This is a genomic window from Bradyrhizobium sp. LeoA1Lang (genome assembly GCF_055413685.1).
In genome coordinates, this window is sequence record NZ_JBVAPG010000064.1 from 23,430 (window position 1) to 46,365 (window position 22,936).

18 protein-coding genes are annotated in these 22,936 nt (G+C 65.7%); 6 read left to right on the top strand and 12 right to left on the bottom strand.

Translation table 11 applies throughout. From position 1 onward, the window contains the following. The first annotated feature begins 3 nt into the window (after positions 1-3). The 3 genes from fdhF to ACZYOF_RS21775 are packed head-to-tail and all read left to right on the top strand — an operon-like array spanning position 4 to position 3,915. Positions 4-2,880 (top strand): formate dehydrogenase subunit alpha, encoded by a 2,877-nt coding sequence (gene fdhF / locus ACZYOF_RS21765; RefSeq protein ID WP_463717059.1) that lies wholly within the window; start codon positions 4-6, stop codon positions 2,878-2,880. Positions 2,881-2,882: 2 nt separating this feature from the next. Next, positions 2,883-3,713, top strand: coding sequence for a formate dehydrogenase accessory sulfurtransferase FdhD (fdhD, locus tag ACZYOF_RS21770; protein WP_463717060.1), 831 nt, complete (start codon positions 2,883-2,885; stop codon positions 3,711-3,713). Further along, positions 3,703-3,915, top strand: coding sequence for a formate dehydrogenase subunit delta (locus ACZYOF_RS21775; RefSeq protein ID WP_165421207.1), 213 nt, complete (start codon positions 3,703-3,705; stop codon positions 3,913-3,915). The genes fdhD and ACZYOF_RS21775 overlap by 11 nt, the downstream gene beginning before the upstream one ends. A 248-nt stretch (positions 3,916-4,163) precedes the next feature. Here ACZYOF_RS21775 and ACZYOF_RS21780 read toward each other — a convergent pair whose 3' ends face one another. From ACZYOF_RS21780 to ACZYOF_RS21835, 12 genes are all read right to left on the bottom strand, one after another. Beyond that, on the bottom strand, positions 4,164-7,124 hold the full coding sequence (locus tag ACZYOF_RS21780) for a bifunctional [glutamine synthetase] adenylyltransferase/[glutamine synthetase]-adenylyl-L-tyrosine phosphorylase (protein ID WP_463717061.1): 2,961 nt from the start codon (positions 7,122-7,124) through the stop codon (positions 4,164-4,166). Further along, positions 7,121-8,581, bottom strand: a complete 1,461-nt coding sequence (locus ACZYOF_RS21785) for an ATP-binding protein (RefSeq protein ID WP_463717062.1) — start codon at positions 8,579-8,581, stop codon at positions 7,121-7,123. Before ACZYOF_RS21785 ends, ACZYOF_RS21780 begins: the two co-directional genes overlap by 4 nt. A gap of 105 nt (positions 8,582-8,686) precedes the next feature. Continuing rightward, positions 8,687-9,367: a response regulator transcription factor gene (locus ACZYOF_RS21790; RefSeq protein WP_027581499.1), complete on the bottom strand. Its 681-nt coding sequence runs from the start codon at positions 9,365-9,367 to the stop codon at positions 8,687-8,689. Positions 9,368-9,691: 324 nt separating this feature from the next. Next, positions 9,692-11,275, bottom strand: a complete 1,584-nt coding sequence (locus ACZYOF_RS21795) for a Do family serine endopeptidase (RefSeq protein ID WP_282526272.1) — start codon at positions 11,273-11,275, stop codon at positions 9,692-9,694. A gap of 231 nt (positions 11,276-11,506) precedes the next feature. Continuing rightward, entirely contained in the window at positions 11,507-12,850 is a 1,344-nt protein-coding gene (locus ACZYOF_RS21800) for a methyl-accepting chemotaxis protein (protein WP_463717063.1), read from the bottom strand. 177 nt (positions 12,851-13,027) lie between these two features. Continuing rightward, positions 13,028-13,528, bottom strand: a complete 501-nt coding sequence (locus tag ACZYOF_RS21805) for a cytochrome c-type biogenesis protein (protein ID WP_463717064.1) — start codon at positions 13,526-13,528, stop codon at positions 13,028-13,030. Further along, positions 13,528-15,510, bottom strand: coding sequence for a heme lyase CcmF/NrfE family subunit (locus ACZYOF_RS21810; protein WP_463717065.1), 1,983 nt, complete (start codon positions 15,508-15,510; stop codon positions 13,528-13,530). The genes ACZYOF_RS21805 and ACZYOF_RS21810 overlap by 1 nt, the downstream gene beginning before the upstream one ends. Further along, complete coding sequence (gene ccmE, locus ACZYOF_RS21815; protein ID WP_130582456.1) at positions 15,507-15,995, bottom strand: cytochrome c maturation protein CcmE; 489 nt, start codon at positions 15,993-15,995, stop codon at positions 15,507-15,509. Before ccmE ends, ACZYOF_RS21810 begins: the two co-directional genes overlap by 4 nt. 29 nt (positions 15,996-16,024) lie before the next feature. Beyond that, positions 16,025-17,131 carry a c-type cytochrome biogenesis protein CcmI gene (gene ccmI, locus ACZYOF_RS21820; RefSeq protein ID WP_394567052.1) on the bottom strand — a complete coding sequence of 369 codons (1,107 nt, stop codon included), beginning with the start codon at positions 17,129-17,131 and terminating at the stop codon, positions 16,025-16,027. 198 nt (positions 17,132-17,329) lie between these two features. Further along, entirely contained in the window at positions 17,330-18,733 is a 1,404-nt protein-coding gene (locus tag ACZYOF_RS21825; protein WP_282526267.1) for a hypothetical protein, read from the bottom strand. 130 nt (positions 18,734-18,863) lie between these two features. Further along, positions 18,864-20,237 (bottom strand): ATP-binding protein, encoded by a 1,374-nt coding sequence (locus tag ACZYOF_RS21830; RefSeq protein ID WP_463717066.1) that lies wholly within the window; start codon positions 20,235-20,237, stop codon positions 18,864-18,866. A 116-nt stretch (positions 20,238-20,353) separates the two neighbouring features. Next, a complete protein-coding gene (locus ACZYOF_RS21835) occupies positions 20,354-21,025 on the bottom strand; it encodes a response regulator transcription factor (RefSeq protein ID WP_282526265.1) in 672 nt (223 codons plus the stop codon). Positions 21,026-21,260: 235 nt separating this feature from the next. Between ACZYOF_RS21835 and ACZYOF_RS21840 the strand changes: the two genes are divergently transcribed. The 3 genes from ACZYOF_RS21840 to ACZYOF_RS21850 form a co-directional block, all read left to right on the top strand. Beyond that, on the top strand, positions 21,261-21,662 hold the full coding sequence (locus ACZYOF_RS21840; RefSeq protein ID WP_463717067.1) for a VanZ family protein: 402 nt from the start codon (positions 21,261-21,263) through the stop codon (positions 21,660-21,662). Between the two features lie 197 nt (positions 21,663-21,859). Next, complete coding sequence (locus ACZYOF_RS21845; protein WP_130584128.1) at positions 21,860-22,069, top strand: hypothetical protein; 210 nt, start codon at positions 21,860-21,862, stop codon at positions 22,067-22,069. A 125-nt stretch (positions 22,070-22,194) separates the two neighbouring features. Continuing rightward, a partial coding sequence (locus ACZYOF_RS21850; RefSeq protein ID WP_463717068.1) for a phosphohexomutase domain-containing protein occupies positions 22,195-22,936 on the top strand: 742 nt, incomplete at its 3' end.

The window sequence follows — 22,936 nt, forward strand, 5'->3', positions numbered from 1 at the left end:
GCCATGTCATTGATCGAGGAAATCGACTTCGGCACGCCGCGCTCCAAATCGGAGACCATGGTCACGCTGACCATCGACGGCAAGCCCATCACGGTGCCCGAGGGCACCTCCATCATGCGCGCGGCGATGGACGCAGGTCACCAGATCCCGAAGCTCTGCGCGACCGACATGGTCGACGCCTTCGGCTCCTGCCGTTTGTGTCTCGTCGAGATCGAGGGACGCGCCGGCACGCCGGCCTCCTGCACCACGCCGGTGGCGCCGGGCCTCGTGGTTCACACCCAGACGGACCGATTGAAGAAGCTGCGCAAGGGGGTGATGGAGCTCTACATCTCCGACCATCCGCTGGACTGCCTGACCTGCGCCGCCAATGGCGATTGCGAATTGCAGGACATGGCCGGCGCCGTCGGCCTGCGCGACGTGCGCTACGGCTATGAGGGCGACAACCATGTGTTCGCCAAGTCCGATGGCGCGGTCAATCCGGCCTGGATGCCGAAGGACGAGTCCAACCCTTACTTCACCTACGACCCTGCCAAATGCATCGTCTGCTCGCGCTGCGTCCGCGCCTGCGAGGAGGTGCAAGGCACCTTCGCGCTGACGATCGCCGGCCGCGGCTTCGACAGCCGCGTCTCGCCCGGCATGAGCGAAAGCTTCCTCGGCTCCGAATGCGTCTCCTGCGGCGCCTGCGTGCAGGCCTGCCCGACCGCGACGCTGACGGAAAAATCGGTGATCGAAATCGGCCAGCCCGAGCATTCCGTGGTGACCACCTGTGCCTATTGCGGCGTCGGCTGCGCCTTCAAGGCCGAGATGCGCGGCGAGGAAGTGGTGCGCATGGTGCCGTACAAGGACGGCAAGGCCAATCGTGGCCACTCCTGCGTCAAGGGCCGCTTCGCCTGGGGCTATACCAACCACAAGGAACGCATCCTGAAACCGATGATCCGCGAGCGGATCGCCGATCCCTGGCGCGAGGTGTCGTGGGACGAGGCGTTCTCCTTCGCCGCCGCGAAGTTCAAGGCGATCCAGCAGAAATACGGCCGCGACGCGGTCGGCGGCATCACGTCGTCCCGCTGCACCAATGAAGAGACCTACCTGGTGCAGAAATTGATCCGCGGCGGCTTCGGCAACAACAATGTCGATACCTGCGCCCGCGTCTGCCACTCGCCGACCGGCTATGGCCTGTCGCAGACCTTCGGCACCTCGGCCGGGACGCAGGATTTCGATTCGGTCGAAGAGACCGACGTCGTGATCGTGATCGGCGCCAATCCGGCTTCGGCCCATCCGGTGTTCGCCTCACGGCTGAAGAAGCGGCTGCGGCAGGGGGCAAAACTGATCGTGATCGATCCGCGGCGCACCGAAATGGTGGAAGCCCCACACCTCAAGGCGCTGCATCTGCCGTTGATGCCGGGCACCAACGTGATGGTCATGACCGCGCTCGCGCATGTCATCGTCACCGAGGGCCTCGTCAACGAAGCCTTCGTGCGCGAGCGTTGCGACTGGAGCGAATTCGAGGAATGGGCGGCGTTCGTCGCGCAGCCGAACAACAGCCCGGAGGCGACCGCGATCCTCACCGGCGTCGACCCGAAGGCACTGCGCGAGGCGGCGCGCATCTACGCCACTGGCGGCAACGGCGCGATCTATTACGGTCTCGGCGTCACTGAGCACAGCCAGGGCTCAACCACGGTGATCGCAATCGCCAACCTCGCGATGGTGACAGGCAATATCGGCCGTCCCGGCGTCGGCGTGAACCCGCTGCGCGGCCAGAACAACGTGCAGGGCTCTTGCGACATGGGCTCGTTCCCGCATGAGCTGCCGGGTTACCGCCACATCGCGACGGATGCGGTGCGTGACCAGTTCGAGGCGATGTGGAACGTGAAGCTCAACCCGGAGCCGGGCCTGCGCATTCCCAACATGTTCGACGCCGCGATCGAAGGCACCTTCATGGGCCTCTATGTGCAGGGCGAGGACATCCTGCAGTCCGACCCCAACACCTCCCACGTGGTGGCGGCGCTGTCGGCGATGGAATGCGTGATCGTGCACGATCTCTTCCTGAACGAGACCGCGAATTACGCGCACGTGTTCCTGCCGGGCTCGAGCTTCCTGGAGAAGGACGGAACCTTCACCAATGCCGAGCGTCGTATCCAGCGCGTGCGCAAGGTGATGACGCCGAAGAACGGGCTGGCCGACTGGGAGGTCACCATCCGCCTCGCCAAGGCGATGGGCTTCGAGATGCACTACAACCATCCCTCCGAGATCATGGACGAGATCGCGGCGTTGACGCCGACCTTCGCCGGCGTCTCCTATGCCAAGCTCGACGAGCTCGGTTCGGTGCAATGGCCCTGTAACGAGAAGGCGCCCGAGGGAACGCCAGTGATGCATATCGGCGGCTTCGTGCGCGGCAAAGGCAAGTTCATCGTCACCGAATATGTCGCGACCGACGAGCGCACCGGCCCGCGCTTCCCGCTGCTGCTCACGACGGGACGCATCCTCAGCCAGTACAATGTCGGCGCGCAGACCCGCCGCACTGAAAATGTGGTCTGGCACAGCGAGGACCTGCTGGAGATCCATCCGCACGATGCCGAGCAGCGCGGCGTGCGCGACGGCGACTGGGTGCGCCTGAAGAGCCGCGCCGGCGAGACCACGCTGCGCGCGCTCATCACCGACCGCGTCGCGCCGGGCGTAGTCTACACCACGTTCCATCATCCGGACACGCAGGCCAATGTGATCACGACCGATTATTCGGACTGGGCGACCAACTGTCCGGAATACAAGGTCACCGCAGTCCAGGTCTCGCCGTCCAACGGTCCGTCCGACTGGCAGAAGGCCTATGACGCGCAGGCGAAGCATTCGCGCCGGATCGCGCCGGTCGTGGAAGCCGCGGAGTGAGGATGCACGATCCCGTCACCAGCGCGGAACGGCAGGTCTGGCGCGACGGCAGCCTGAGCGAAGGCACGCGCCAGATCCCCGAGGAGACGGCGCTGGCGCTGACCTATAATGGCGGCACCTACGCCGTGATGATGGGCACGCCGCAAGACCTGCGCGACTTTGCCGTCGGCTTCAGCCTCTGCGAGGGCATTGTTCAGTCCGCCGAGGAGATCGAGACGTTCGATGTCATCGAACTCGATGACGGCATCGAGCTGCGGATGTGGCTGGCGCCCGAAAAGGCCGCGCTGATCAACGAGCGGCGGCGGCACATCGCAGGCCCGACGGGCTGCGGCATCTGCGGCATCGATTCGATCGCGGAAGCGGTTCGTCCGGCGGCGATCGTGCCAATGGGCCGCAGCTTCTCGCCGCGCGAGATCATGGCCGCGATGGCGGCAATCGCGCCGCTGCAGGCGATCAATCTCAGGACCCGCGCGGTGCATGCCGCTGCGTTCTGGACGCCGGCGCGCGGCATCGTCGCGCTGCGCGAGGATGTCGGGCGCCACAATGCGCTCGACAAGCTCGCCGGCGCACTGGCGCAGACGAGAGTGCCGACCAGCGAGGGCATGGTGCCGTTGACGAGCCGCGTCTCGGTCGAGATGGTGCAGAAGACGGCAACCATCGGCGCGCCGCTGATGGTCGCGGTATCGGCGCCGACAGCGCTTGCCGTGCGCATGGCCGACGCCGCCGGCATCACGCTTGCGGCGATCGCGCGCACCGACGGGTTCGAGGTATTCACGCATGCGGAGCGGATCGCGACCCGCGCCGATGCCAGGGAGGCCGTCCATGTCGCCTGACCGACTGATCTACATGGCCAACCAGATCGGCAAGTTCTTCCAGAACCAGGGGCATGAGCGCGCGGTGCCGGGGATCGCCGAGCATATCAAGAAGTTCTGGGACCCAAGGATGCGCAAGGCGATCTTCGCCCATCTCGACGCCGGCGGCGCGGGGCTTGATCCGTACGTCCACGAGGCGCTCAAGAGCTTGAAGAAGGCGTAAGCCACGGAATTGTAGGGTGGGCAAAGCGCAGCGCGCCCACCTTTCTTCACCGACCGTGGGTGGTGGGCACGCTCCGCTTTGCCCACCCTACGGCACTGTCGTCCCGGCGAACGCCGGGACCCATAACCACAGGATCGCGTTGTGGCGCGAGCAAGCGGTTGTGGCGGAGCACATTACAAACGCCTGTGGTTATGGGGTCCCGGGTCAAGCCCGGGACGACACCGAATTTATGGCGATCGGCGCTGCGCCTAACGTCCGCCAACCAGCGCGTTGAACACCCGCCTCACCTCACCTTGCGTCTCGCGCACGCCGGCTTCGAGGGCGGAGAAATCCGGCGTGTCGCCTGCCCGCGCCATCACGCGTAGCAGATCGTCACCGGCGGTTTCGGGATTGAATTTGCCGGTCACGCAAAGCCGCAGGATCTGCGTCAGGTCATGATAGAGTCGCGCGGCCGAGCGCAGCACTTCGGCCTCCGACTGGCCGAGCACGCCGAGCTTTGCGGCGTTGTCGAGCACCTGCAATGTGGAAACGCTGAGGATGTCGGGCTTCTCGGCAGCGTGCACGAGCTGCAGATATTGCGCGATGAAATCGATGTCGACGAGGCCGCCTGCGGCGAGCTTCAGGTCCCAGATGTCGTCCTCGCCCTTCTCGAGCGCGATCGCGCGCCGCATCTCGACGACGTCGTTGGCGGTCGCGGCCGCATCGCGCTTGCGCGTCAGCACGCGACGGATGATGTCTTCGATCTTCTCGCGGAACGCCGGCGATGACGAGATCACGCGCGCGCGCGTCAGCGCCATGTGCTCCCAGGTCCAGGCCTCGCGCTCCTGATACTCGGCGAAGGAATCGAGCCGTGACGCCAGCGGGCCGGCGCGGCCTGACGGGCGCAACCGCATGTCGACCTCGTAGAGCACGCCGTAATTGGTCCGTGTCGTGAAGGCGGAGATCAGGCGCTGGGTGAAGCGGGCAAAATACTGCGCGCCGTGCAGCGCGCGGGCGCCGTCGGAGTCCGGCTGCTCGTGGTCGTAGTCGTAGAGCAGGATCAGGTCGAGGTCGGAGGACGCCGTCATCTCGCGGCTGCCGAGCCTGCCCATGGCGAGAATCGCGGTCTCCTGGTCGTTGATGCGGCCGTATTGCGTGGCGAACTGGTCGGTGACAAGGCCATGCACGGTGTGCACGATGCCTTCGGCGACGTCGGCGAAGGCGACGCTCGCCTGCTGCGCCGACACCGTGCCGGAGAGGATCCGCGTGCCGATCAGGAACAGGCTTTCCTGGCCGAACAGCCGCAGGCGATCGAGGAAGTCCTCGTAGGAACCGGCGTCCTTGAGCGTGATCGCGAGCCGCTCCGACAATTCGCGCTGGTCCGGCATCGCGCCGAAGAAGCGCGGATCGATCAGCCCGTCCATGATCTGCGGCTGCCGCGCCAGCATGTCGCCGAGCCGCGGCGCGGCGCCGAGGATCAGCGCCACCAGCGCGACCAGGTCGCGGTTCTGGCTGAGCAGGGTGATCAGCCGTCCGCCCCGCTGTAGCGCCCCGAGGAAACGGTCGAACGCCACAACCGCAGCGTCCGGCTCCTCGGCATGCGCGAGGCCGTCGATCAGGCCCGGAATGAATTCGAGGAAAGCGTTGCGCGTCGCCTCCACGCGCAGCGCGCGATAGTCGCCTTCGATCCATTGCTGCACGGTCTTTGCGACCGCAACCGGCTTCTCGAAGCCGAGACTGACGAGATGCTCGAGCAGCCGCTGGTCTTCAGGGCCGGCGCCGTAGTTCGCCTTCGGCAGCTTTGCCGTGCCGGTCGGCTCGTCGCCCTCGAACAGCTTGGCGTAGTGGCCCTGCACGATGTTGAGATGCGCGAGCAATTCCATCGCAAACGTGGCCCTGCTCGTATAACCGAGGAAATGAGCGAAGCGCTCGATCGCCGCGGGATCCTCCGGCAACGTGTGCGTCTGCTCGTCGGCGATCATCTGCAAGCGATGCTCGACACGGCGCAGGAACTGATAGGCCGCAGCGAGTTCGTCGCGCGCCTCAAAGGTGATCCAGTTGCTGGAGGCGAGCATGGTAAGCGCCTCGAGCGTCGGCCGCACCCGCAATTCCGGATGCCGTCCGCCCGCGATCAACTGCTGGGTCTGGGCAAAGAACTCGATCTCGCGGATGCCGCCGCGGCCGACCTTGACGTTGTGGCCCTCGACCGCGATCTCGCTCTGGCCGCGGTAGGTCTGCATCTGCCGCTTCATGTCGTGGACATCGGCAAGCGCGGCGAAGTCGAGATGCTTGCGCCAGACGAAGGGGGCGATTTCCGCAACCAGCACCTCGCCCGCCTTGCTGTCGCCAGCGCAGGGGCGCGCCTTGATCATCGCGGCGCGTTCCCAGGTCCGCCCTTCCCGCTCGTAATAGTTCAGCGCCGAATCGGTCGAGATCGCGACCTGCGTCGACGCCGGATCAGGCCGCAGCCGCAGGTCGACGCGGAACACATAGCCATCGCCGGAGCGCTGCTGCAGCATGCGCGCCATCGATTGCGTGACGCGGACGAAGAACGGCTGCGGCTCGATGTCGTCGGCCAGCGAGGTCGCGGCCGGATCGTAGAAGACGATGAGATCGATATCGCTGGAATAGTTCAGTTCGCCTGCGCCCATCTTGCCCATCGCGAGCACGATCAGCCCGCTGCCCTCTTCGGGATGGTCGGCGTCGGGCGCACGGAGGCGGCCGCGCGCCATCTCCTGACGCAGCAGGTAGCGCAGCGCCGACTGCACGGAGGCGACCGCAAGGTCGGTCAGCGCGGCGGTGACCCGTGTGACCGGCCAGACGCCGCCGATGTCGCAAAGCGCGATCAGGAGCGCCGCCTCCGCCTTCATGCGGCGGAGCAGTTGCATCACCTCGGCCTCGCCCGAGGCGGCGAACACGTCGTGCGAGGTCTTTTCGATCAGGCCGGCCAGATGCGGCTCCGGGTCGCAGGAGAGCAGCCGGATCAGCCGCGCCGGATCGACGCGCATGAGCTCGAACAGGAACGGCGAGCATTCCGCAATACCGAGCAGGATGCGCCTGGCGAAGGGATAGCCGAGCAGTTCGGCGAGCGCAGCCGATTGCGCCGGCTCGAGTTCGGCGAGCCAGTCTGTCAGGCGCTGTTCGGCTTGGATGGGCGCGGACACATACGGTCCGTCCGCGAACCGCGCGGCCAGACGATGTCCCGCGGAGCCCGGCGCGGAAGCATTCATGCCGCCTTCTGTGGCACATCCTGCGTTTGGGCCGCAAGCCTGTCGGCCGCGCCGGCCCGCGCCGGAAGCACCAGCGTCGCGACCAGGCCGGGACGGGCGTCGCCGAGCCTGAGCTCGCCGCCGTGCAGTGTCGCGACCGCCGCGGCTAGGCTCAGCCCGAGCCCGGAACCCGGCAGCGTGCGGCTCGCCTCGAGCCGGACGAATCGTTCGACTGCGTGCTTGCGGTCGGCCTCGGGAATGCCGGGACCGTGGTCGGTGACACTGAGCAGCACGGAGTCGGCCTCGCGCCGCGCCTCGATCAGGATTTCCTTGGCTGCGGCGGCCGCCTCCGAGTCGATCGGCTGCACCACCGGCTTGCCATACTTGATCGCGTTCTCGACGAGGTTGGCGAGCGCCTGGCTGATCAATTCACGGTTGCCATGCATCGCGCTGGGCGCGGTCTTCACATGCAGGCTCATGCCGTCATCCTCGGCGAGCGGCTCATAGAGCTCATGGATGCCGGCGGCGACGTCGGCCGCGTCGAAATCATCCATGTTGCCGCGCGCCTGCCCGGACTCCGCCCGTGCGATCATCAACAGTGCATTGAAGGTGCGGATCAGGCCATCGGATTCCTCAATGGTGCGCTCCAGCGCCGCCCGGTAATCCGCCTCGCTCCTGGCGCGCGCCAATGCCTCCTCGGCGCGGTTGCGAAGGCGCGTCAGCGGCGTCTTGAGGTCGTGGGCGATGTTGTCGGAGACCTCCTTCAGCCCCGTCATCAGCGCCTCGATGCGCTCCAGCATGGCGTTGAGGTTCTCGGCGAGACGGTCGAGCTCATCGCCGCTGCGGCCGACCGGCAGGCGGTCGGAGAGATCGCCGGCCATGATGCGCTGCGCGGTGCCGGTCATCGCATCGATCCGCTGCAGCACCCGCCGCGCCACGAAGATGCCGCCGCCGATGCCGAGCACGACCACGACCAGGATCGACCATTGCGCGGCTTTGGCGACGATGCCGAACAGCCGCCGCCGCTCCTCAAGGTCTCGTCCGATCAGCAGCCGGAAACCGTTGGTCATCTCCGTGACGCGCACCAGCGCGCGGTGATCGGTGTTGTCGTTGTCGTCGAGCCGCCGATAGGCCGTCTCGGTCCAGCCCTCCATTCCCATCACGCCCGGCGCCAACGAGCCGACATTGCCGGCGATCGCCTGCCCGTTCGGTGCGGTCACGAGGTAGAGGTTCGCGCCCGGCCGCAGCGCCCGGTTGCCGATGGTGAGCGCGAGGCCGCGCAGGCCGCGCCGGTTGTAGATCTCGGTGACCTCGCCGACCTCGGCATTGACGGTGGAGGTGATCTGCTCGGTGATCAGGCGGCGCGTATTCCACGCGAAATAGCCGAGCAGCGAAGCGGCGAACAGCGCGAACAAGAACAGATAGACCAGCGTCAGCCGGAACGCCGTGGTGCGGATCAGTTTACCGAATGCCGTCACGGATGATGCTACCCAAGCTGTTGCTGCCGCGCGTTGCTGTCTGAGCGTCGTATGCGTTCTGCAAGTTGAGCCAGAGCGTAGCAGACGTATTCAACGCGTCCGCTGTTACCGTATCCCGTCGCGGATCATGTACCCCGCGCCGCGGATCGTGTGCAGCAACGGCCGCTCAAAACCCTTGTCGATCTTGGAGCGCAGGCGCGAGATGTGTACGTCGATGACGTTGGTCTGCGGATCGAAGTGATAGTCCCAGACATTCTCGAGCAGCATGGTGCGCGTCACCACCTGGCCTGCATGCTTCATCAGATATTCGAGCAGGCGGAACTCGCGCGGCTGCAGCGTCAGCTCGTCCTTGCCGCGGGCGACGCGGTGCGACAGGCGGTCGAGCTCGAGATCGCCGACCCGATAGACCGTCTCTTCCGCCGGGCCGACATTGCGGCGCGACAGCACTTCGACGCGCGCCAGCAGTTCGGCGAATGAATAGGGTTTCGGCAGGTAGTCGTCGCCGCCGGCGCGCAGGCCCTTGATGCGGTCGTCGACCTGGCCGAGCGCGGAGAGGATCAACACCGGCGTGCGGTTCCCCTTCTCGCGCAGCGTTCCGATCAGGGACAGGCCGTCCCGCTTCGGCAACATGCGGTCGACGACGAGGACGTCATAGTCGCCGCTTTCGGCCATCGACAGGCCCTCCTCGCCGTCGTCGGCGAGGTCGGCGATATAGCCGACTTCGCGGAACGCCTTGACGAGATAGTCGGCGGATTCGCGATCGTCTTCGATGATCAGGAGGCGCATCTGGGGTGCGGCTAAAGGTGCGGTGGCGGTCACGGGATTGGTTTCCTCTCAGCATGGCGCGGCCGCCCTGCACATGCAAGACGGCCGCGCGCGTTCGCGTTGATTTGCATGATCCTTCCGGAAAACCGGCTTCCGCTTTTCCGGATCATGCTGGAGGGGAAAGAGTGGGCGGTGAAGCTGGGGGACTTCACCGCCCTAGGCCTTCCGACGGAGGGGGGCGCATTCCACCGGAAGGTAGCAAGAGGGGGCGAGCATTGCGGCTCGCTCCCCAGGAAGGGCCGTCGGCGGGGGCGACGATTGCCGGCGACGCCTTCCATCTCTTATTTAACCCTTCGCCAGCGGCACTGCCACAAAGCGCGACGAACCGCCGCTCTTTACACGCATTAAAACGCTGTTCTTGTTGTCGTTCCGTGCGGAGGTGATCGCATCGCGCACATCACCGGCGCTGGTGACGTTCTTGCCGGCGACTTCAAGAATGACATCGCCTTCCTTGAAGCCGCGCTCGGCCGCGGCGCTCTTTGGGTCGACCTCGGTCACCACGACGCCGTCCTTGCCGGCGCCGGCCACGCTGTTGGCGGGGGCCACCGTCAGGCCGAGCTTCGGCACGTCGGTGCCGCGGGAGGAAGAGCCGCGATCGCTGTTGTCGTTATCGGCCTTGGCCTCAACCGTGTTCGGCAACTGGCCGAGCGTGAGGTTGACGGTCTTCTCCTGGCCCTTGTGCAGGACGTTGAGCTTCACCGCATTGCCGGGCGCCAGGCCGCCGATGGTGCGGGCGAGCTCGCGCGCATCCTTGACCGTTTCGCCGTTGACGGCGGTGATGACGTCGCCGGACTCGATGCCGGCCTTGGCCGCCGGACCATTGGCCTGGGGCTCCGCCACCAGCGCGCCTTCGGCCTTCTTCATGCCGAGGCTGTCGGCGATGTCGGAGGTCACCGGCTGGATCTGGACGCCGATCCAGCCGCGGCTGACCGTGCCCTTGTCCTTGAGCTGAGCGACCACGTTCTTCACCGTCGCGGCCGGGATCGAGAAGGCGATGCCGACGCTGCCGCCGGAGGGTGAATAGATCGCGGTGTTGACGCCCATCACCTCACCGGACACGTCGAACGCCGGGCCACCGGAGTTGCCCTTGTTCACTGGCGCGTCGATCTGGATGAAATCGTCGTACGGGCCGTTGCCGATGTCGCGGCCGGAGGCCGAGACGATACCGGCGGTGACCGTGCCGCCCAGCCCGAAGGGGTTGCCGACCGCCAACACCCAATCGCCGATCCGCGGCTTGGTGTCGGACAGCTTGGCGAACGGGAAGTTGGAACCACCCTCGACCTTGATCAGCGCGAGGTCGGTACGCGGATCGGTGCCGATCACCTTGGCCGAATACGTCTTGCCGTCATCGGTCGTGACCTCGACCTTATCAGCGCCGTCAACGACGTGGTTGTTGGTCACGGCAAAGCCGTCAGCCGAAATGAAGAAACCCGAACCCTGGCCGGTCACGATGCCACGGCCACGCGGTCCGCCGCGCATGCCCGGGGGGAGCCCATCCTGTCCACCGAAGCGACGGAAGAAACGCTCCATCGGCGAACCCGGCGGGAACGGCGAGTCCTCATTGCTGTCGTCCTTGGCGAGCTTCTCGCCGATATTGACCTTGACCGAAATCACCGACGGCTTCACGCGCTCGACAATGTCGGCAAAGCCGACCGGCTGCTGAACCTTGCGGACCTCGTTGTTGACCTGCGCCTGCGCCGGGCTGGCGAACAGATCGCTCGGCGTGTGCTGCGGGCTCAAGCCATAGGCGGCGACGCCGAGCCCGGCGACGACCGAAGCCATCAACGCAAATCTGCGGGCCGAGAACAGCGAACGCCGCGGCGCGCCGTAAGACGGCAGAGACGAAAGATCGGTGGGTCGTTCGGTCATTCTAAAAATCTCCAAGAGCCAGAATTCGAAAGGTGCGGGGGCAAGCACCGGACGTGTTTAAACATGGGGGCGTCAGCCTTACGGCGCGCTGGCTGCGGAATTAAACTTTTGTAATAGAGACGAGACCGGGTGCGGCAGAATATCGCAGCTTCGCCAATGAGTTAGCCGCGAGCTGCAGCGCTTGCGGCTAACTCCGCCCGGAGGGTTCCGGGGTCGCAAAATCGCGAGCGGTCAGACCGCCCTGACGCTGGCAATGAAACCCTCGACTTCGCGCTTGAGGATATCCGCCTGCTGCGACAGGTCGACCGCGGAATCCTTGGCCTCGCCGGCCATGCGGCCGGTGTCGGACGAGGTGGTGGTGATCTGGACGATGTGGTTGGTCACGTCCATGGTTCCCCTCGCCGCGTCCTGGACGTTCCTGGAGATGTTCTGGGTGGCGTTGCGCTGGCGTGCAGTGTCGACGTCGATGCCCGACATGATCGAGCTGATTTCGGCGATCGTGTTCGAGATCCCGTCGATGGCGCCGCGCGTTTCCGCCGTGATTGCCTGGATGCTCGCGACCTGCTGCGAGATCTCTTCGGTCGCCTTGCTGGTCTGGCTCGCGAGGTTCTTCACCTCGGAGGCGACCACCGCAAATCCCTTGCCGGCCTCGCCGGCGCGCGCGGCTTCGATGGTGGCGTTGAGCGCCAACAGGTTGGTCTGCGAGGCAACCGTCTGGATCAACTGCACGACGGCCCCGATCTTCTCGGCCGCGTCCGAGAGGGCGTGGATGGTGTCGGCGCTCTGGCGCGCCTGCGCCACCGCGCCCTCGGCGCGCTGGGTGGCGTCGGTGACGCGCTGGCTGATCGCCGCGATCGAGGTCGTCATCTGCTCAGTGGAAGTCGCTACCGTCTGGACGCTGGTGCTGGCCTGGCCGGCTGCGCTGGCAACCGCGCTCGCCTTCTGGCTGGTCTCGTTGGCGGCACGCGACAGCGTTTCGGCGTTACCCCTGAGGCGAACGGCCGATGCCGCGACGCTGCCGACGACATTGGCGACGAGGCCGTTGAAGTCGCGGATCTTCTCGTCGAGGTAGCGGGTACGCTCGCGCTGGTTGTGGGCGTCGCGCAGTTCCTGGTCGGTTAGCCGCTGGCGTTCGATCCCGTTGGTCTTGAACACTTCGAGCGCGCCCGCGAGCAGTCCGATTTCATTGCTCCTGCCGAGGCCCGGAATCGGCGTCTCGTACTTCTGCTCGGCCACCTCGCGCATCGCATGCACCATGGCGGCGAGCGGCCGCATGACGCCGTCCCGAACGGCGAAATAGGTCGTCAGGCAAACCGTAAGCGCGATCACGGCGATCGCACCGCAGGCGATCAGGAAGTAGGAGAACGCGGTCTGCGCTTCCTGATAGATCTGCATGGCGTGCTCGCGGCCCGGGCCGCTCAGCGATTTGAACTCAGCGGCAAGCGCCGTGATCTCGTTGTTGAGGTAGAGCACGGCGATGAAGCCCGTGCCGCCGCCGATCCCAAGCAGCACCAGAAGCGCAATGACGACGGATGCGACGAGGAAGCGGATAGTCAAATTGCTGTTGGAAAACATCGGCTTGCTCAAGAGCGTTATGACGAAGCATCATCACGCTCCATCTCTTTGTGAACACGATCTTCGCAGGTCATGCTCTGGACGAAGGGGCGAGGCCAAGTTCCGCACAAAAGGTCAAGATTAGATGAATGCTGCGGCAGAAGCCGGAGCGTATGGACCTACGTAACAGTACGTAGGTCAGGTCCGCCTTTCCTCCGGCGCTTCCTCCGACATCAGCGCAGCCAACCGGCTCTCCTCTTCGGGGGTGAGATGGGCGCCGGTTGTGGCGGCCGCCGGGGCGGCTGGCCGGCGGCGGCCAAGCCGCCAAAGCGCCACGCCGCCTCCGACCAGTACCAGCGGCGGCACCAGCCAGAGCAGCAGCGTATGCGGATTGAAGCGCGGCTTGAGCAGCACGAACTCGCCGTAGCGCGCCACCAGGAAATCGATCACCTGCCGGTCGCTGTCGCCGGCCGCGATCCGCTCGCGGACCAGGATGCGCAGGTCGCGCGCCAGCGGCGCCTCGGAATCGTCGATCGACTGGTTCTGGCACACCATGCAGCGCAGCTCGCGCGACAGCTCCCGAGCCCGGGCTTCCTTGGCGGGATCGGCCATGATCTCGTCGGGCTGCACGGCGAACGCCGCCGGTGCGCCGAGCAACACGGCGACCACCAGCGCACAAACGGCAAGCGCCTTTCGCATCACTCCGCCGCCTGCAATGCGCGCGCGGCCCTGGCCGGCTTTGGCGCGCCGACGCGCAGGCGCCGGTCGGACAGCGACAAGAAGCCGCCAAAGGCCATCAGGACCGGGCCGAACCAGATCAAGAGCACCATGGGCTTGTGATAGATGCGCACGGCTATGCCGCCATCGGCGGCGATATCGCCGAGCGAGATATAGAGCTGGCTCACCCCACGCGTCAGCAGCGCGGCCTCGGTGGTGGACGCGCCACGCGTGGTGAAATTGCGCTTCGACGGGGTCATGACGCTGAGGGTCTTGCCGTCGAGGCCGACCGTGAACCTCGCCACCATTTCGCGGAAATTCGGCCCCTGGCGCTGGCCGAGATCGTCGAGCTTCAATTCGTAGCCGGCGACTTTCGCGGAATCGCCCGGCTTCATGGTGCCGATATATTCGCTGTTCCAGGTGGTCTCGCAGACGATCCCGATCAGGGCGATCCCGACGCCGGCATGGGCGAACGCCGTGCCCCAGGCCGCGCGCGGCAGGCCGCGCGCCCGCTGCACGGAGGTGCCGAACGGAAGCCGAAACAGCCCGATGCGCTCGGCGAGGTCGGTGAGCGCGCCGGCGACGACGAATACCGCAAGCCCGATCGCGAGCGGCGCAAAGGTGCTGCCGCCATGCGTCCAGGACCACAGCACCGCGATCGCAATCAGCGCGGCGATGCCGGCCGCGGTCAGGCGCTGGGCGGCGCCAAGCAGGTCGCCGCGCTTCCAGGCCAGCAAGGGGCCGAACGGCACGGCGATCATCAACGGCACGAACAGCGGCCCGAAGGTCAGGTTGAAGAACGGCGCGCCGACCGAGATCTTGTCGCCGGTCAGGACCTCGAGCGCCAGCGGATAGAGCGTGCCGATGAACACGGTCGCGCAGGCCGTGGTCAGGAACAGGTTATTGAGCACCAGCGCACCCTCGCGCGAGATCGGCGCGAACAGGCCGCCCTGCTTCAAGGACGCCGCCCGGGCCGCATAAAGCGACAGGCTGCCGCCGATGAAAAGGCAGAGGATCAAGAGGATGAACACGCCGCGCGCCGGATCGGTCGCAAATGCGTGCACCGAGGTCAGGACGCCGGAGCGCACCAGGAAAGTGCCGAGCAAGGACAGCGAGAAGGTCAGGATCGACAGCAGGATGGTCCAGACCTTTAGCGCGTTCCGCTTCTCCATCACGACCGCCGAATGCAATAGCGCCGTGCCGGCGAGCCAGGGCATCAGCGAGGCGTTCTCGACGGGATCCCAGAACCACCAGCCGCCCCAGCCGAGCTCGTAATAGGCCCAGTACGAGCCCATCGCGATACCGAGCGTGAGGAATATCCAGGCCAGCAGCGTCCACGGCCGCACCCAGCGCGCCCAGGCGGCATCGATGCGGCCCTCGATCAGGGCGGCGACCGCGAAGGAGAACGAAATCGAGAAGCCGACATAGCCGAGATAGAGCATCGGCGGATGCACGGCGAGGCCGATATCCTGCAGCACCGGGTTCAGATCCCTGCCCTCGATCGGCGGATTGGCGATGCGCAGGAACGGATTCGAGGTGAGCAGGATGAAGAGATAGAAGGCGCTCGCGATCCAGGCCTGCACGGCGAGCACATGCGCGCGCAGCGTCAGCGGCAGGTTGTTGCCGAAGGCGGCGACGAGGCCGCCGAACAGCGCCAGGATCGACACCCAGAGCAGCATCGATCCCTCGTGGTTACCCCAGACGCCGGTGATCTTGTAGATCAGCGGCTTCATCGAGTGCGAGTTCTCGAACACGTTGGCGACGGAGAAATCCGAGGTCACGTGCAGCGTCACCAGCGCCATGAACGAGGCGCCAACGAACAGGAGCTGCGCGAGCGCCGTGGAGCGCGCGACGTTCATCAGCGCGACATCGCCCCAGCGGGCCCCAAGCATCGGCACGACCGACTGGATCAGCGCCAGCCCGAGCGCCAGCACCAGCGCGTAATGTCCGGCTTCCGCGATCAACGCATCGCCCCCTGCACCGGCTGCGTCTCGGCCGAGGCGCTGGGCTTGCCGTAATCGTCCTTCCAGTGGCCCTGCTTCTTCAGGGCGTCGGCGACCTCCTTGGGCATGTAGGTCTCGTCATGCTTTGCGAGCACGGTGTCGGCGCGGAACACGCCGGATTGATCGAGCGCGCCCTCGGCGACGACGCCCTGCCCTTCGCGGAACAGGTCCGGCAGAATTCCCTTGTAGGCAACCGGCAGCGTGGCGCTCCCGTCGGCGACCTCAAACGTCACCGCGAGGTTGTCGCCGCGCTTGAGCGAGCCGGGCTGCACAAGGCCGCCGAGGCGGAACCGCTTCCCGGCGGAGATGTGCTTTTCGGCAACCATCGAGGGCGTGGAGAAGAACACAATGGAATCGCGCAAGGCGCTGAGCACCAGCGCAGCCGCCACTGCGAGCACCGCCAGCGAGCCGCCGATCATCACCAAACGCCGCTGCTTACGCGTCATGGTTCCCTATGGTCCTGTCTGTGCGCATGTCATCCATCCAGCCCGAGATTCTTCAGGCCTTCATTGAGCTGGCGCAAGCGTTCGGCATCATTGGCAACCGCCTGGCGGGCATCGGTGAGCGCGGCAACCGCCTTGTCGCGCTCGCCCATCACCATATAGGCCCGCACCAGCCGCAGCCATCCCTCGACATCGTTGCCGTCCTGCTTCAGGCGCGTGGCGAGCCGGTCGACCATGCCGCGGATCATCGCGGAACGGTCGTCCGCGCCCATGTCCTTGGCCGCGGCCATGGTCTCGTCTGACAGCGCTGGCGCGACGACACCGCCGCCGACCCGCGTCAGCGAGGCCTGCACCAGCGACCGCCACGGCGCATCCGCCGGCGCCTTGGCGAGCATCCCGCGCCAGATCGAAGCTGCGTCGGCCTTGCGGCCGTCCTGCTCGGCGGCGAGCCCGAGGAAGTAGTTCGCCTTGGGATCGTCGGCATTTTGCGCCACGGCGCGTTCGAATTCGGCCTTGGCCTCCGCGGTGACGACACCACCGGCCACACCGGTCAGCGCTTCGCCAAGATCGGCGCGGCGTTCCGAACTGTCGCCGTTATAGGTGATCGAATTGCGATAGGCGCGCACCGCGTCGTCGTAACGGCCGAGCCTGGAGAGCACCGGCGCCAGCACGTTCCAGCCGCGTCCATCGGTCGGATTCTTCTCAAGATGCGCTTCCACCTGCGCCACCAGATTGGCGAGCGGCTGATTGACGTCTGCCATGCGGCTGCGCGCGGCGAGCGGAAAATCGCCGAGCTGTGGCGAGCCCAGGGCAAGATAGAACGCCGCCGCCATCACCGGCAGTCCGACCAGCGCGGCCACGGCGGCCGAGCGCCGCAGCGGCAGGTTGGCTTTCGGCGCCGCCGCGGCCTCGCTATCCACGGCGGCAAGCAAGCGTCGGCCGATCTCGACCCGCGCCGCTTCGGCTTCCGATGCCCCGATCAAGCCGGAGGCGAGATCGCGCTCGATCTCGGCGAGTTGGTCCTTGTAGACATTGGCCTCGCTGCCGCCGGATGTCGCAGGCGTCGCGCGACCAAGCGGCCAAAGCACGGCGAAGATCGCCGCGACCGTCATCAGCGCGAACACAAACCACAGTGTCATCAACGAGTTCCCGGGCGAACGGCACCGAAAGCTGGTACCGATGTGCCGCTTTACACTACCGGCGGGAAGAGGAGCAATTGACAATTGCTGGATCGGAACCGTCCTCCGTAACCGACCGGAGGGCGAAATTGCGGGAGCAACCGTATTTTCGCGCGAACCCGATATCGGTTCGCAGAAGGAAAACCGTCAAAATGAGGATCAGCCGGCGCGGGACGACTTGCGCTCGCCGGTCATGGCGTTTTCCGCGGCGCGGTTCATCAGCGAAGCGTAGTCATGGCCGAACAGGACCTCGCAGAACCGGATCGCTGCGCTGGCCTGTTGCTGCCGATAGCCGCGCACCCGATGGTCACCGGCGCGCAAGGACTGCACCAGCGCCTCCGTGGACTGCTCGACATATTGCTGCAGGTCGGAATAGGTGCGCAGCGTCACCTCGTTGATGGCAAGCTCGCTCGCATAGGTGCGGCACACCGCAACGAAATCGATGAGGGCGGCGACCTCCTCGACTTCGGTCGGGTCGATCCGGGCGGCGGCGGAGATATCCTTGTCCGGGCGCTGGCGCAGGATGCGGCGGACCCGGCCGGAAACGCTGTCGATCTCCGATTGCAGCGAGTTGGAGATGTCGGCCCGGATCGAGGTCAGTTGCTTGCCCCAGGTGGATTCGTTGCGCAAATCGAGCTCCGTACGCAGGCCGCGCACACCGTCATGCAGCGTCTTCAGTTGATCCCCGACATTGTCGAGATGACCGCGCCGGATGTCGCTGCGCAAGCAGGCCGCGAGATAGGAGAGATCGTGCAAGGCGATCGTGACGGCGACGCCATAGGGCGTAGCGGCGACGCGGATCTCGTCGTCGGAAGCCGCCATCTTGATCGCGAGGCGGATGATCTGCCAGGGCGCGACCAGGCGCTGCATCACCAGCGACAGCGCGAACGGAAGCAATTGCGGCGTCTGCAGCGAAGGGACGTTGAGCGCCGCGGTGACGGAGGCGATCTGGGTTTCGCCGAACATCCGGAGCTGGCTGGGAAGCCGGCTGCCGAGCGTCTCCAGCGCCTCGCGCGTGCGCAACACCAGCCCGATCGACACCAGGTCTTCGACCACATTGGGCGGGCCGACGCGCGACAGCGCCCGCTGCTTGTCATCGCCCGGGACTGGCGTCGCGACCTTGACGACCGCCTCCGCTGCGGCGAGCTGGTATTTGCGGGCTGCGGCCTCGGCGGCCGAAGTTGCGCCACTGTCATGCGCCTTCACAAGCGCGGCCTCGAATTCGCGGGTCGCATCAGGCGCGCCTTCACGGCCGAGCCACTGCCATATCGGCAGCAGCGAGGTGCGGCGGACCTGTCCCGGCCGGATCGGGAAATTGCCTTCGGCCAGGAACGGCTCGAGCGGACGGAACAGCAGGCGCGCCGGATCATCGCCGCGGGGGCGCGTCGCCTCCTCCTCGGCCCGGCGCACGATCTTGCGTAACTGCTCGAGCACGAGGGTGGCGACGTTGACGTCCTCGCCGCGCTCCACCGCGCGCTCGAACTCGCGCATCAGCAGCGCCTGCGATTGCGGCGGAAGCTGCGCGAGATAATCCCTCAGCCGCTCGATTGGTGTCTGGCTCATGGGCCTGGGGTGATTGAGTGCTTGTGATGGCGACGCAGAAGCGCATCGGCTCGGCATGATAGGAGGGCGCGCGTTAAGAAGGCGTTTAGGAAATGATGCACGGGCGCCCCTCGCGGCGGCTCCCCGGCTTTCAAACGCCCGGCAATTCCAGCTCCGCCCGCAAGCCGCCGATCGGCGCATTGCGGAGCGATAGGCAGCCGCCGTAGAGGCCTGCGAGATCGGTGACGATTGAAAGCCCGAGCCCCGAGCCCGGCTTGGATTCGTCGAGCCGCTGGCCGCGCCGCGACACCTGGGCGCGCTCGGCGGCCGACAAGCCGCGCCCGTCGTCGTCGACGATAATATGCAACCGCGGGCCCGCACCCGGCTCCGCCGGCGGCTCGACCAGGACCTCGATGAAGACCTGAGAGGCCGCCCATTTGCAGGCATTGTCGACGAGGTTGCCGGCCATCTCCTCGAGATCCTGGCGCTCGCCGCGGAATTTCGCCGATGGGTCGGCCTTCAGCTCGATGGTGATGTCGCGGTCGCGGTGGATCTTTTCCATGGTTCGCTGCAGCGCCTCGAACGCTGGTGCCACTTCGGTGACGGTGGCGACGATGGTGACGCGCGCGGCGATGCGGGCGCGCTCCAGGTGATGGGTGACCTGGTCGCGCATCACCACGGCCTGCTCCAGCACCTTGGCGGCAAAGGGATCGGCGGCATGCGTCGCGGCCTCGTTGACGATCACCGACAAGGGCGTCTTGACCGCGTGGGCGAGATTGCCGACATGGGTGCGCGCGCGCTCGACGATCTCGCGGTTGGCGTCGATCAGCGCGTTGGTCTCGCGCGCGAGCGGCGCGATCTCCACCGGAAACTTGCCTTCGAGCCGTTCGGCGCGGCCGGAGCGGATATCGGCGATCGCCTCCGAAATGCGCTTGAGCGGCGCCAGGCCGAAACGGACCTGGAAGATCGTAGTCAGCAACAGCACGATGCCAAGCGAGGTGAAGGTGCCGCCGAGGTAGTAGTCGAAGCTGCGCGTCTCGTCGAATATCTCGCTGGCGTCGCCGGCGACGCCGACCAGGAACCTGCCGTCGCTGCCAAGATCGACCGGACGCTCGACCATGCGCAGCGTCTGTCCCTCGGGGCCATCGACATAGCCGATGCGAATGCCGGCGGGGGTCAGCTCAAAACCCTGATCCTCCAGTTTCGGCAGTTTCTTGTCCCACAGCGAGCGCGAAGCGCGCGTCTCGCCCTTTTCCACGTCGGTGCGCAGGATCTGCCAGTACCAGCCGGACAGCGGCAGTTCGAACAGCGGTTCGCCGAGCTGGAACTGGTGGTCCGCCGGCTCGTCAGGCGTGGCGACCTCGGCGATCAGGGTGCGGAGATAGAGGTTGAGGCGACGGTCGAAGGCACGCTCCGTCGCATCACGATACACCGAGGACAGGATGAAGCCGGTGATCGCCAGGATCACCACCAGCCATGCGGTCGCCGACAGGAACAGGCGGGTGGCGAGCGAGCTTCCACGCATCAGAACATGATCCCGAAAAGGCTGGCCCCGCATTTGATGCGGGGTGGGCACCGGTTTTCGGATAAGATCATGCTGCGATCAAAAAGTAAGCCCGGCGACCAGCGGCGCCGGGGCGGTTACGCGCCGCTCGGCGGCGGCGTCAGGAGATAGCCGAGGCCGCGGACGGTCTGGATGATGTCGACGTCGAGTTTCTTGCGGATGCGTCCGACGAACACTTCGATGGTGTTGGAGTCGCGGTCGAAGTCCTGGTCATAGAGATGCTCGACCAGCTCGGTGCGCGACACTACGCGCCCGGTGTGGTGCATCAGATAGGCCAGCAGCCGGTATTCGTGCGAGGTCATCTTCACCGGGTTGCCGGAGACGCTGACACGGCCGGTGCGGGTATCCAGTGTCACCGGGCCGCAGGTCAATTCGGACTGGGCGTGGCCGGTCGAGCGACGCAGCAGGGCACGAATGCGCGCCAAAATCTCTTCCATGTGGAAGGGCTTTGCGACGTAATCGTCGGCGCCGGCGTCGAAACCTTGCACCTTGTCGCTCCAGCGGTCGCGCGCGGTCAGGATCAAGACCGGCATGGCGCGGCCGTTGCGTCGCCAGGCTTCCAGCACCGAGATGCCGTCCATCTTCGGCAGACCGATGTCGAGGACGACGGCATCGTAGGGCTCGCTGTCGCCGAGATAGTGCCCCTCCTCGCCGTCGAAAGCACGATCGACCACATAGCCGGCATCCGTCAGCGCGGTCGTAAGCTGGCGATTGAGATCCGGATCATCCTCAACGACGAGTAGGCGCAATTTGGCCTCCGATGGCGAGTCGCAGCTTAGCTAAGATGAGACCCACCGGCGTGAACGGGCTATGAACAAGATGAACGGTGTCATGTTACTTTTTGTTCATTTCCGCGGCTTGATAGCAGATTTGGACCGGCTGAACAGCCGCCGGGTTAACGATATCGGCTGATAGCGCTGCCATACGTGCGGCAGCGATCGTGCGTGGGTTGAGCTCGGCCCCGTTTTTGCTTAGCAACAACCTATGAATCAACGACTGTCCCTGGGCGCCGCCTGGCTGGTGCTCGCCTTCATCGCCTTCGCGACGCTTTCCCCGCTTCAAGACCGCCCTGTCGTCGCAGGTCCCCAGTTCGAGCATTTCACAGCGTTCGCGCTGATGGGATTTGCATTCGTGCGGGCCTATCCCAACCGGCTGGTCTTGATCATCGCAGTCGTCATCGGCAGCGCGTTCGCGCTGGAAGCCCTGCAACTGCTGACGCCGGATCGGCACGGCCGCCTCATCGACGCGCTGGTCAAGGCCGGCGGCGGGCTCTCCGGGATTGCCATCGCCCATTTCGTGGAATTGCTGCTGCGCGGCCCGCTCAACCGGTTCAAGGGAATACGCCCCGACGGTGCGCAGGAGCCGCCGTCGGCGCTGCGGCCTTGAGCATGATCCGGAAAAGTGGAGACCGGTTTTCCCTCGCGACAAACGCGGAGCGTTTGCGCTGAGCGCTTAGGGTTAAAACAGACGTCACATTGAAATGCCACGATCGTCCGGATAACCTCGGCCGCATGGCGATGCATTGCTGGCATGAGGCTTGCTTCGTCGACAATTTGCAGCGTCCGGTGGATTGAATTTCGAAAATGAGTTTTCAGCTCGTATGCATTGAATGCGACAGCATCGGCGTGGTGATCGACGATGGTGAGCTCGCCCCGCCCTCCGCGATCGTCAAATGCAGCCATTGCTCGGCCGCGCGCGGCACGCTCGGCGAATTGCGCAGCCTGGCGCTATCAGATCGGCGCGACTTGTTCGATGTCGGCTTGGGCCTCGGCACGACGGGCGCGGCGGTCTAGCTGAGGCGTTTCTATTTCCGCGATGAAGGACCGCGTGGGTCGCGCTGGGCGCGTCGTGCAATCGCGATGATGCTGTCTCGATTTGATCTCCCGAACAACTGACTGTCTCTCAGAAAGACGACTGCATGTTTCCAAGACCAAAACCGGTGCTCCTCCCGAACACCTATGCCTTCGAATCCGAGCCGATGGTGAAGCCGACCGGGTTTCGCGAATATGACGCGCGCTGGCTGTTCGGCAAGGAAATCAATTTGATGGGCGTGCAGGCGCTGGGCATGGGGCTCGGCGCGCTGATCGCGGAACTCGGGGTCAAGCAGGAGATCGTGACCGGTCACGATTTCCGCGGCTATTCCGCCGCGATCAAATATGCGTTGATCTCCGGCCTGATGGCTGCGGGCTGCAAGGTGCACGACATCGGGCTCGCGGTGACGCCGATGGCCTATTTCGCGCAGTTCGACCTCGACGTGCCCTGCGTCGCGATGGTGACCGCCTCCCACAACGACAATGGCTGGACCGGGGTCAAGATGGGCGCCAATCGCCCGCTGACCTTCGGCCCCGACGAGATGACGCGATTGAAGGAGATCGTGCTCGGCGCGAGCTTCGAGAACAAGGCCGGCGGCGCGTATCAATTCCACGAGAATTTCCCGGCGCGCTACATCGCCGACTTCACCAACCGGCCAAAGCTGACGCGCAAGCTCAAGGTGGTGGCCGCCTGCGGCAACGGCACCGCCGGCGCGTTTGCACCGCAGGTGCTGGAGAAGATCGGCTGCGAGGTGATCCCGCTCGACACCGAGCTCGACCATACCTTTCCGAAATACAATCCGAACCCGGAAGACATGGAGATGCTGCACGCGATCCGCGATGCGGTCT

Excerpts from the sequence above, each read along its gene's own strand:
- ACZYOF_RS21825 (WP_282526267.1), bottom strand. The coding sequence starts at position 18,733 with ATGAGCCAGACACCAATCGAGCGGCTGAGGGATTATCTCGCGCAGCTT.
- ACZYOF_RS21780 (WP_463717061.1), bottom strand. The coding sequence starts at position 7,124 with ATGAATGCTTCCGCGCCGGGCTCCGCGGGACATCGTCTGGCCGCGCGG.
- ACZYOF_RS21830 (WP_463717066.1), bottom strand. The coding sequence starts at position 20,237 with ATGCGTGGAAGCTCGCTCGCCACCCGCCTGTTCCTGTCGGCGACCGCA.
- ACZYOF_RS21805 (WP_463717064.1), bottom strand. The coding sequence starts at position 13,528 with ATGCGAAAGGCGCTTGCCGTTTGTGCGCTGGTGGTCGCCGTGTTGCTC.
- ACZYOF_RS21795 (WP_282526272.1), bottom strand. The coding sequence starts at position 11,275 with ATGACCGAACGACCCACCGATCTTTCGTCTCTGCCGTCTTACGGCGCG.
- ACZYOF_RS21845 (WP_130584128.1), top strand. The coding sequence starts at position 21,860 with ATGAGTTTTCAGCTCGTATGCATTGAATGCGACAGCATCGGCGTGGTG.
- fdhD (WP_463717060.1), top strand. The coding sequence starts at position 2,883 with ATGCACGATCCCGTCACCAGCGCGGAACGGCAGGTCTGGCGCGACGGC.
- ACZYOF_RS21840 (WP_463717067.1), top strand. The coding sequence starts at position 21,261 with ATGAATCAACGACTGTCCCTGGGCGCCGCCTGGCTGGTGCTCGCCTTC.
- ACZYOF_RS21790 (WP_027581499.1), bottom strand. The coding sequence starts at position 9,367 with ATGCGCCTCCTGATCATCGAAGACGATCGCGAATCCGCCGACTATCTC.
- ACZYOF_RS21800 (WP_463717063.1), bottom strand. The coding sequence starts at position 12,850 with ATGTTTTCCAACAGCAATTTGACTATCCGCTTCCTCGTCGCATCCGTC.
- fdhF (WP_463717059.1), top strand. The coding sequence starts at position 4 with ATGTCATTGATCGAGGAAATCGACTTCGGCACGCCGCGCTCCAAATCG.
- ccmE (WP_130582456.1), bottom strand. The coding sequence starts at position 15,995 with ATGACGCGTAAGCAGCGGCGTTTGGTGATGATCGGCGGCTCGCTGGCG.
- ccmI (WP_394567052.1), bottom strand. The coding sequence starts at position 17,131 with ATGACACTGTGGTTTGTGTTCGCGCTGATGACGGTCGCGGCGATCTTC.
- ACZYOF_RS21775 (WP_165421207.1), top strand. The coding sequence starts at position 3,703 with ATGTCGCCTGACCGACTGATCTACATGGCCAACCAGATCGGCAAGTTC.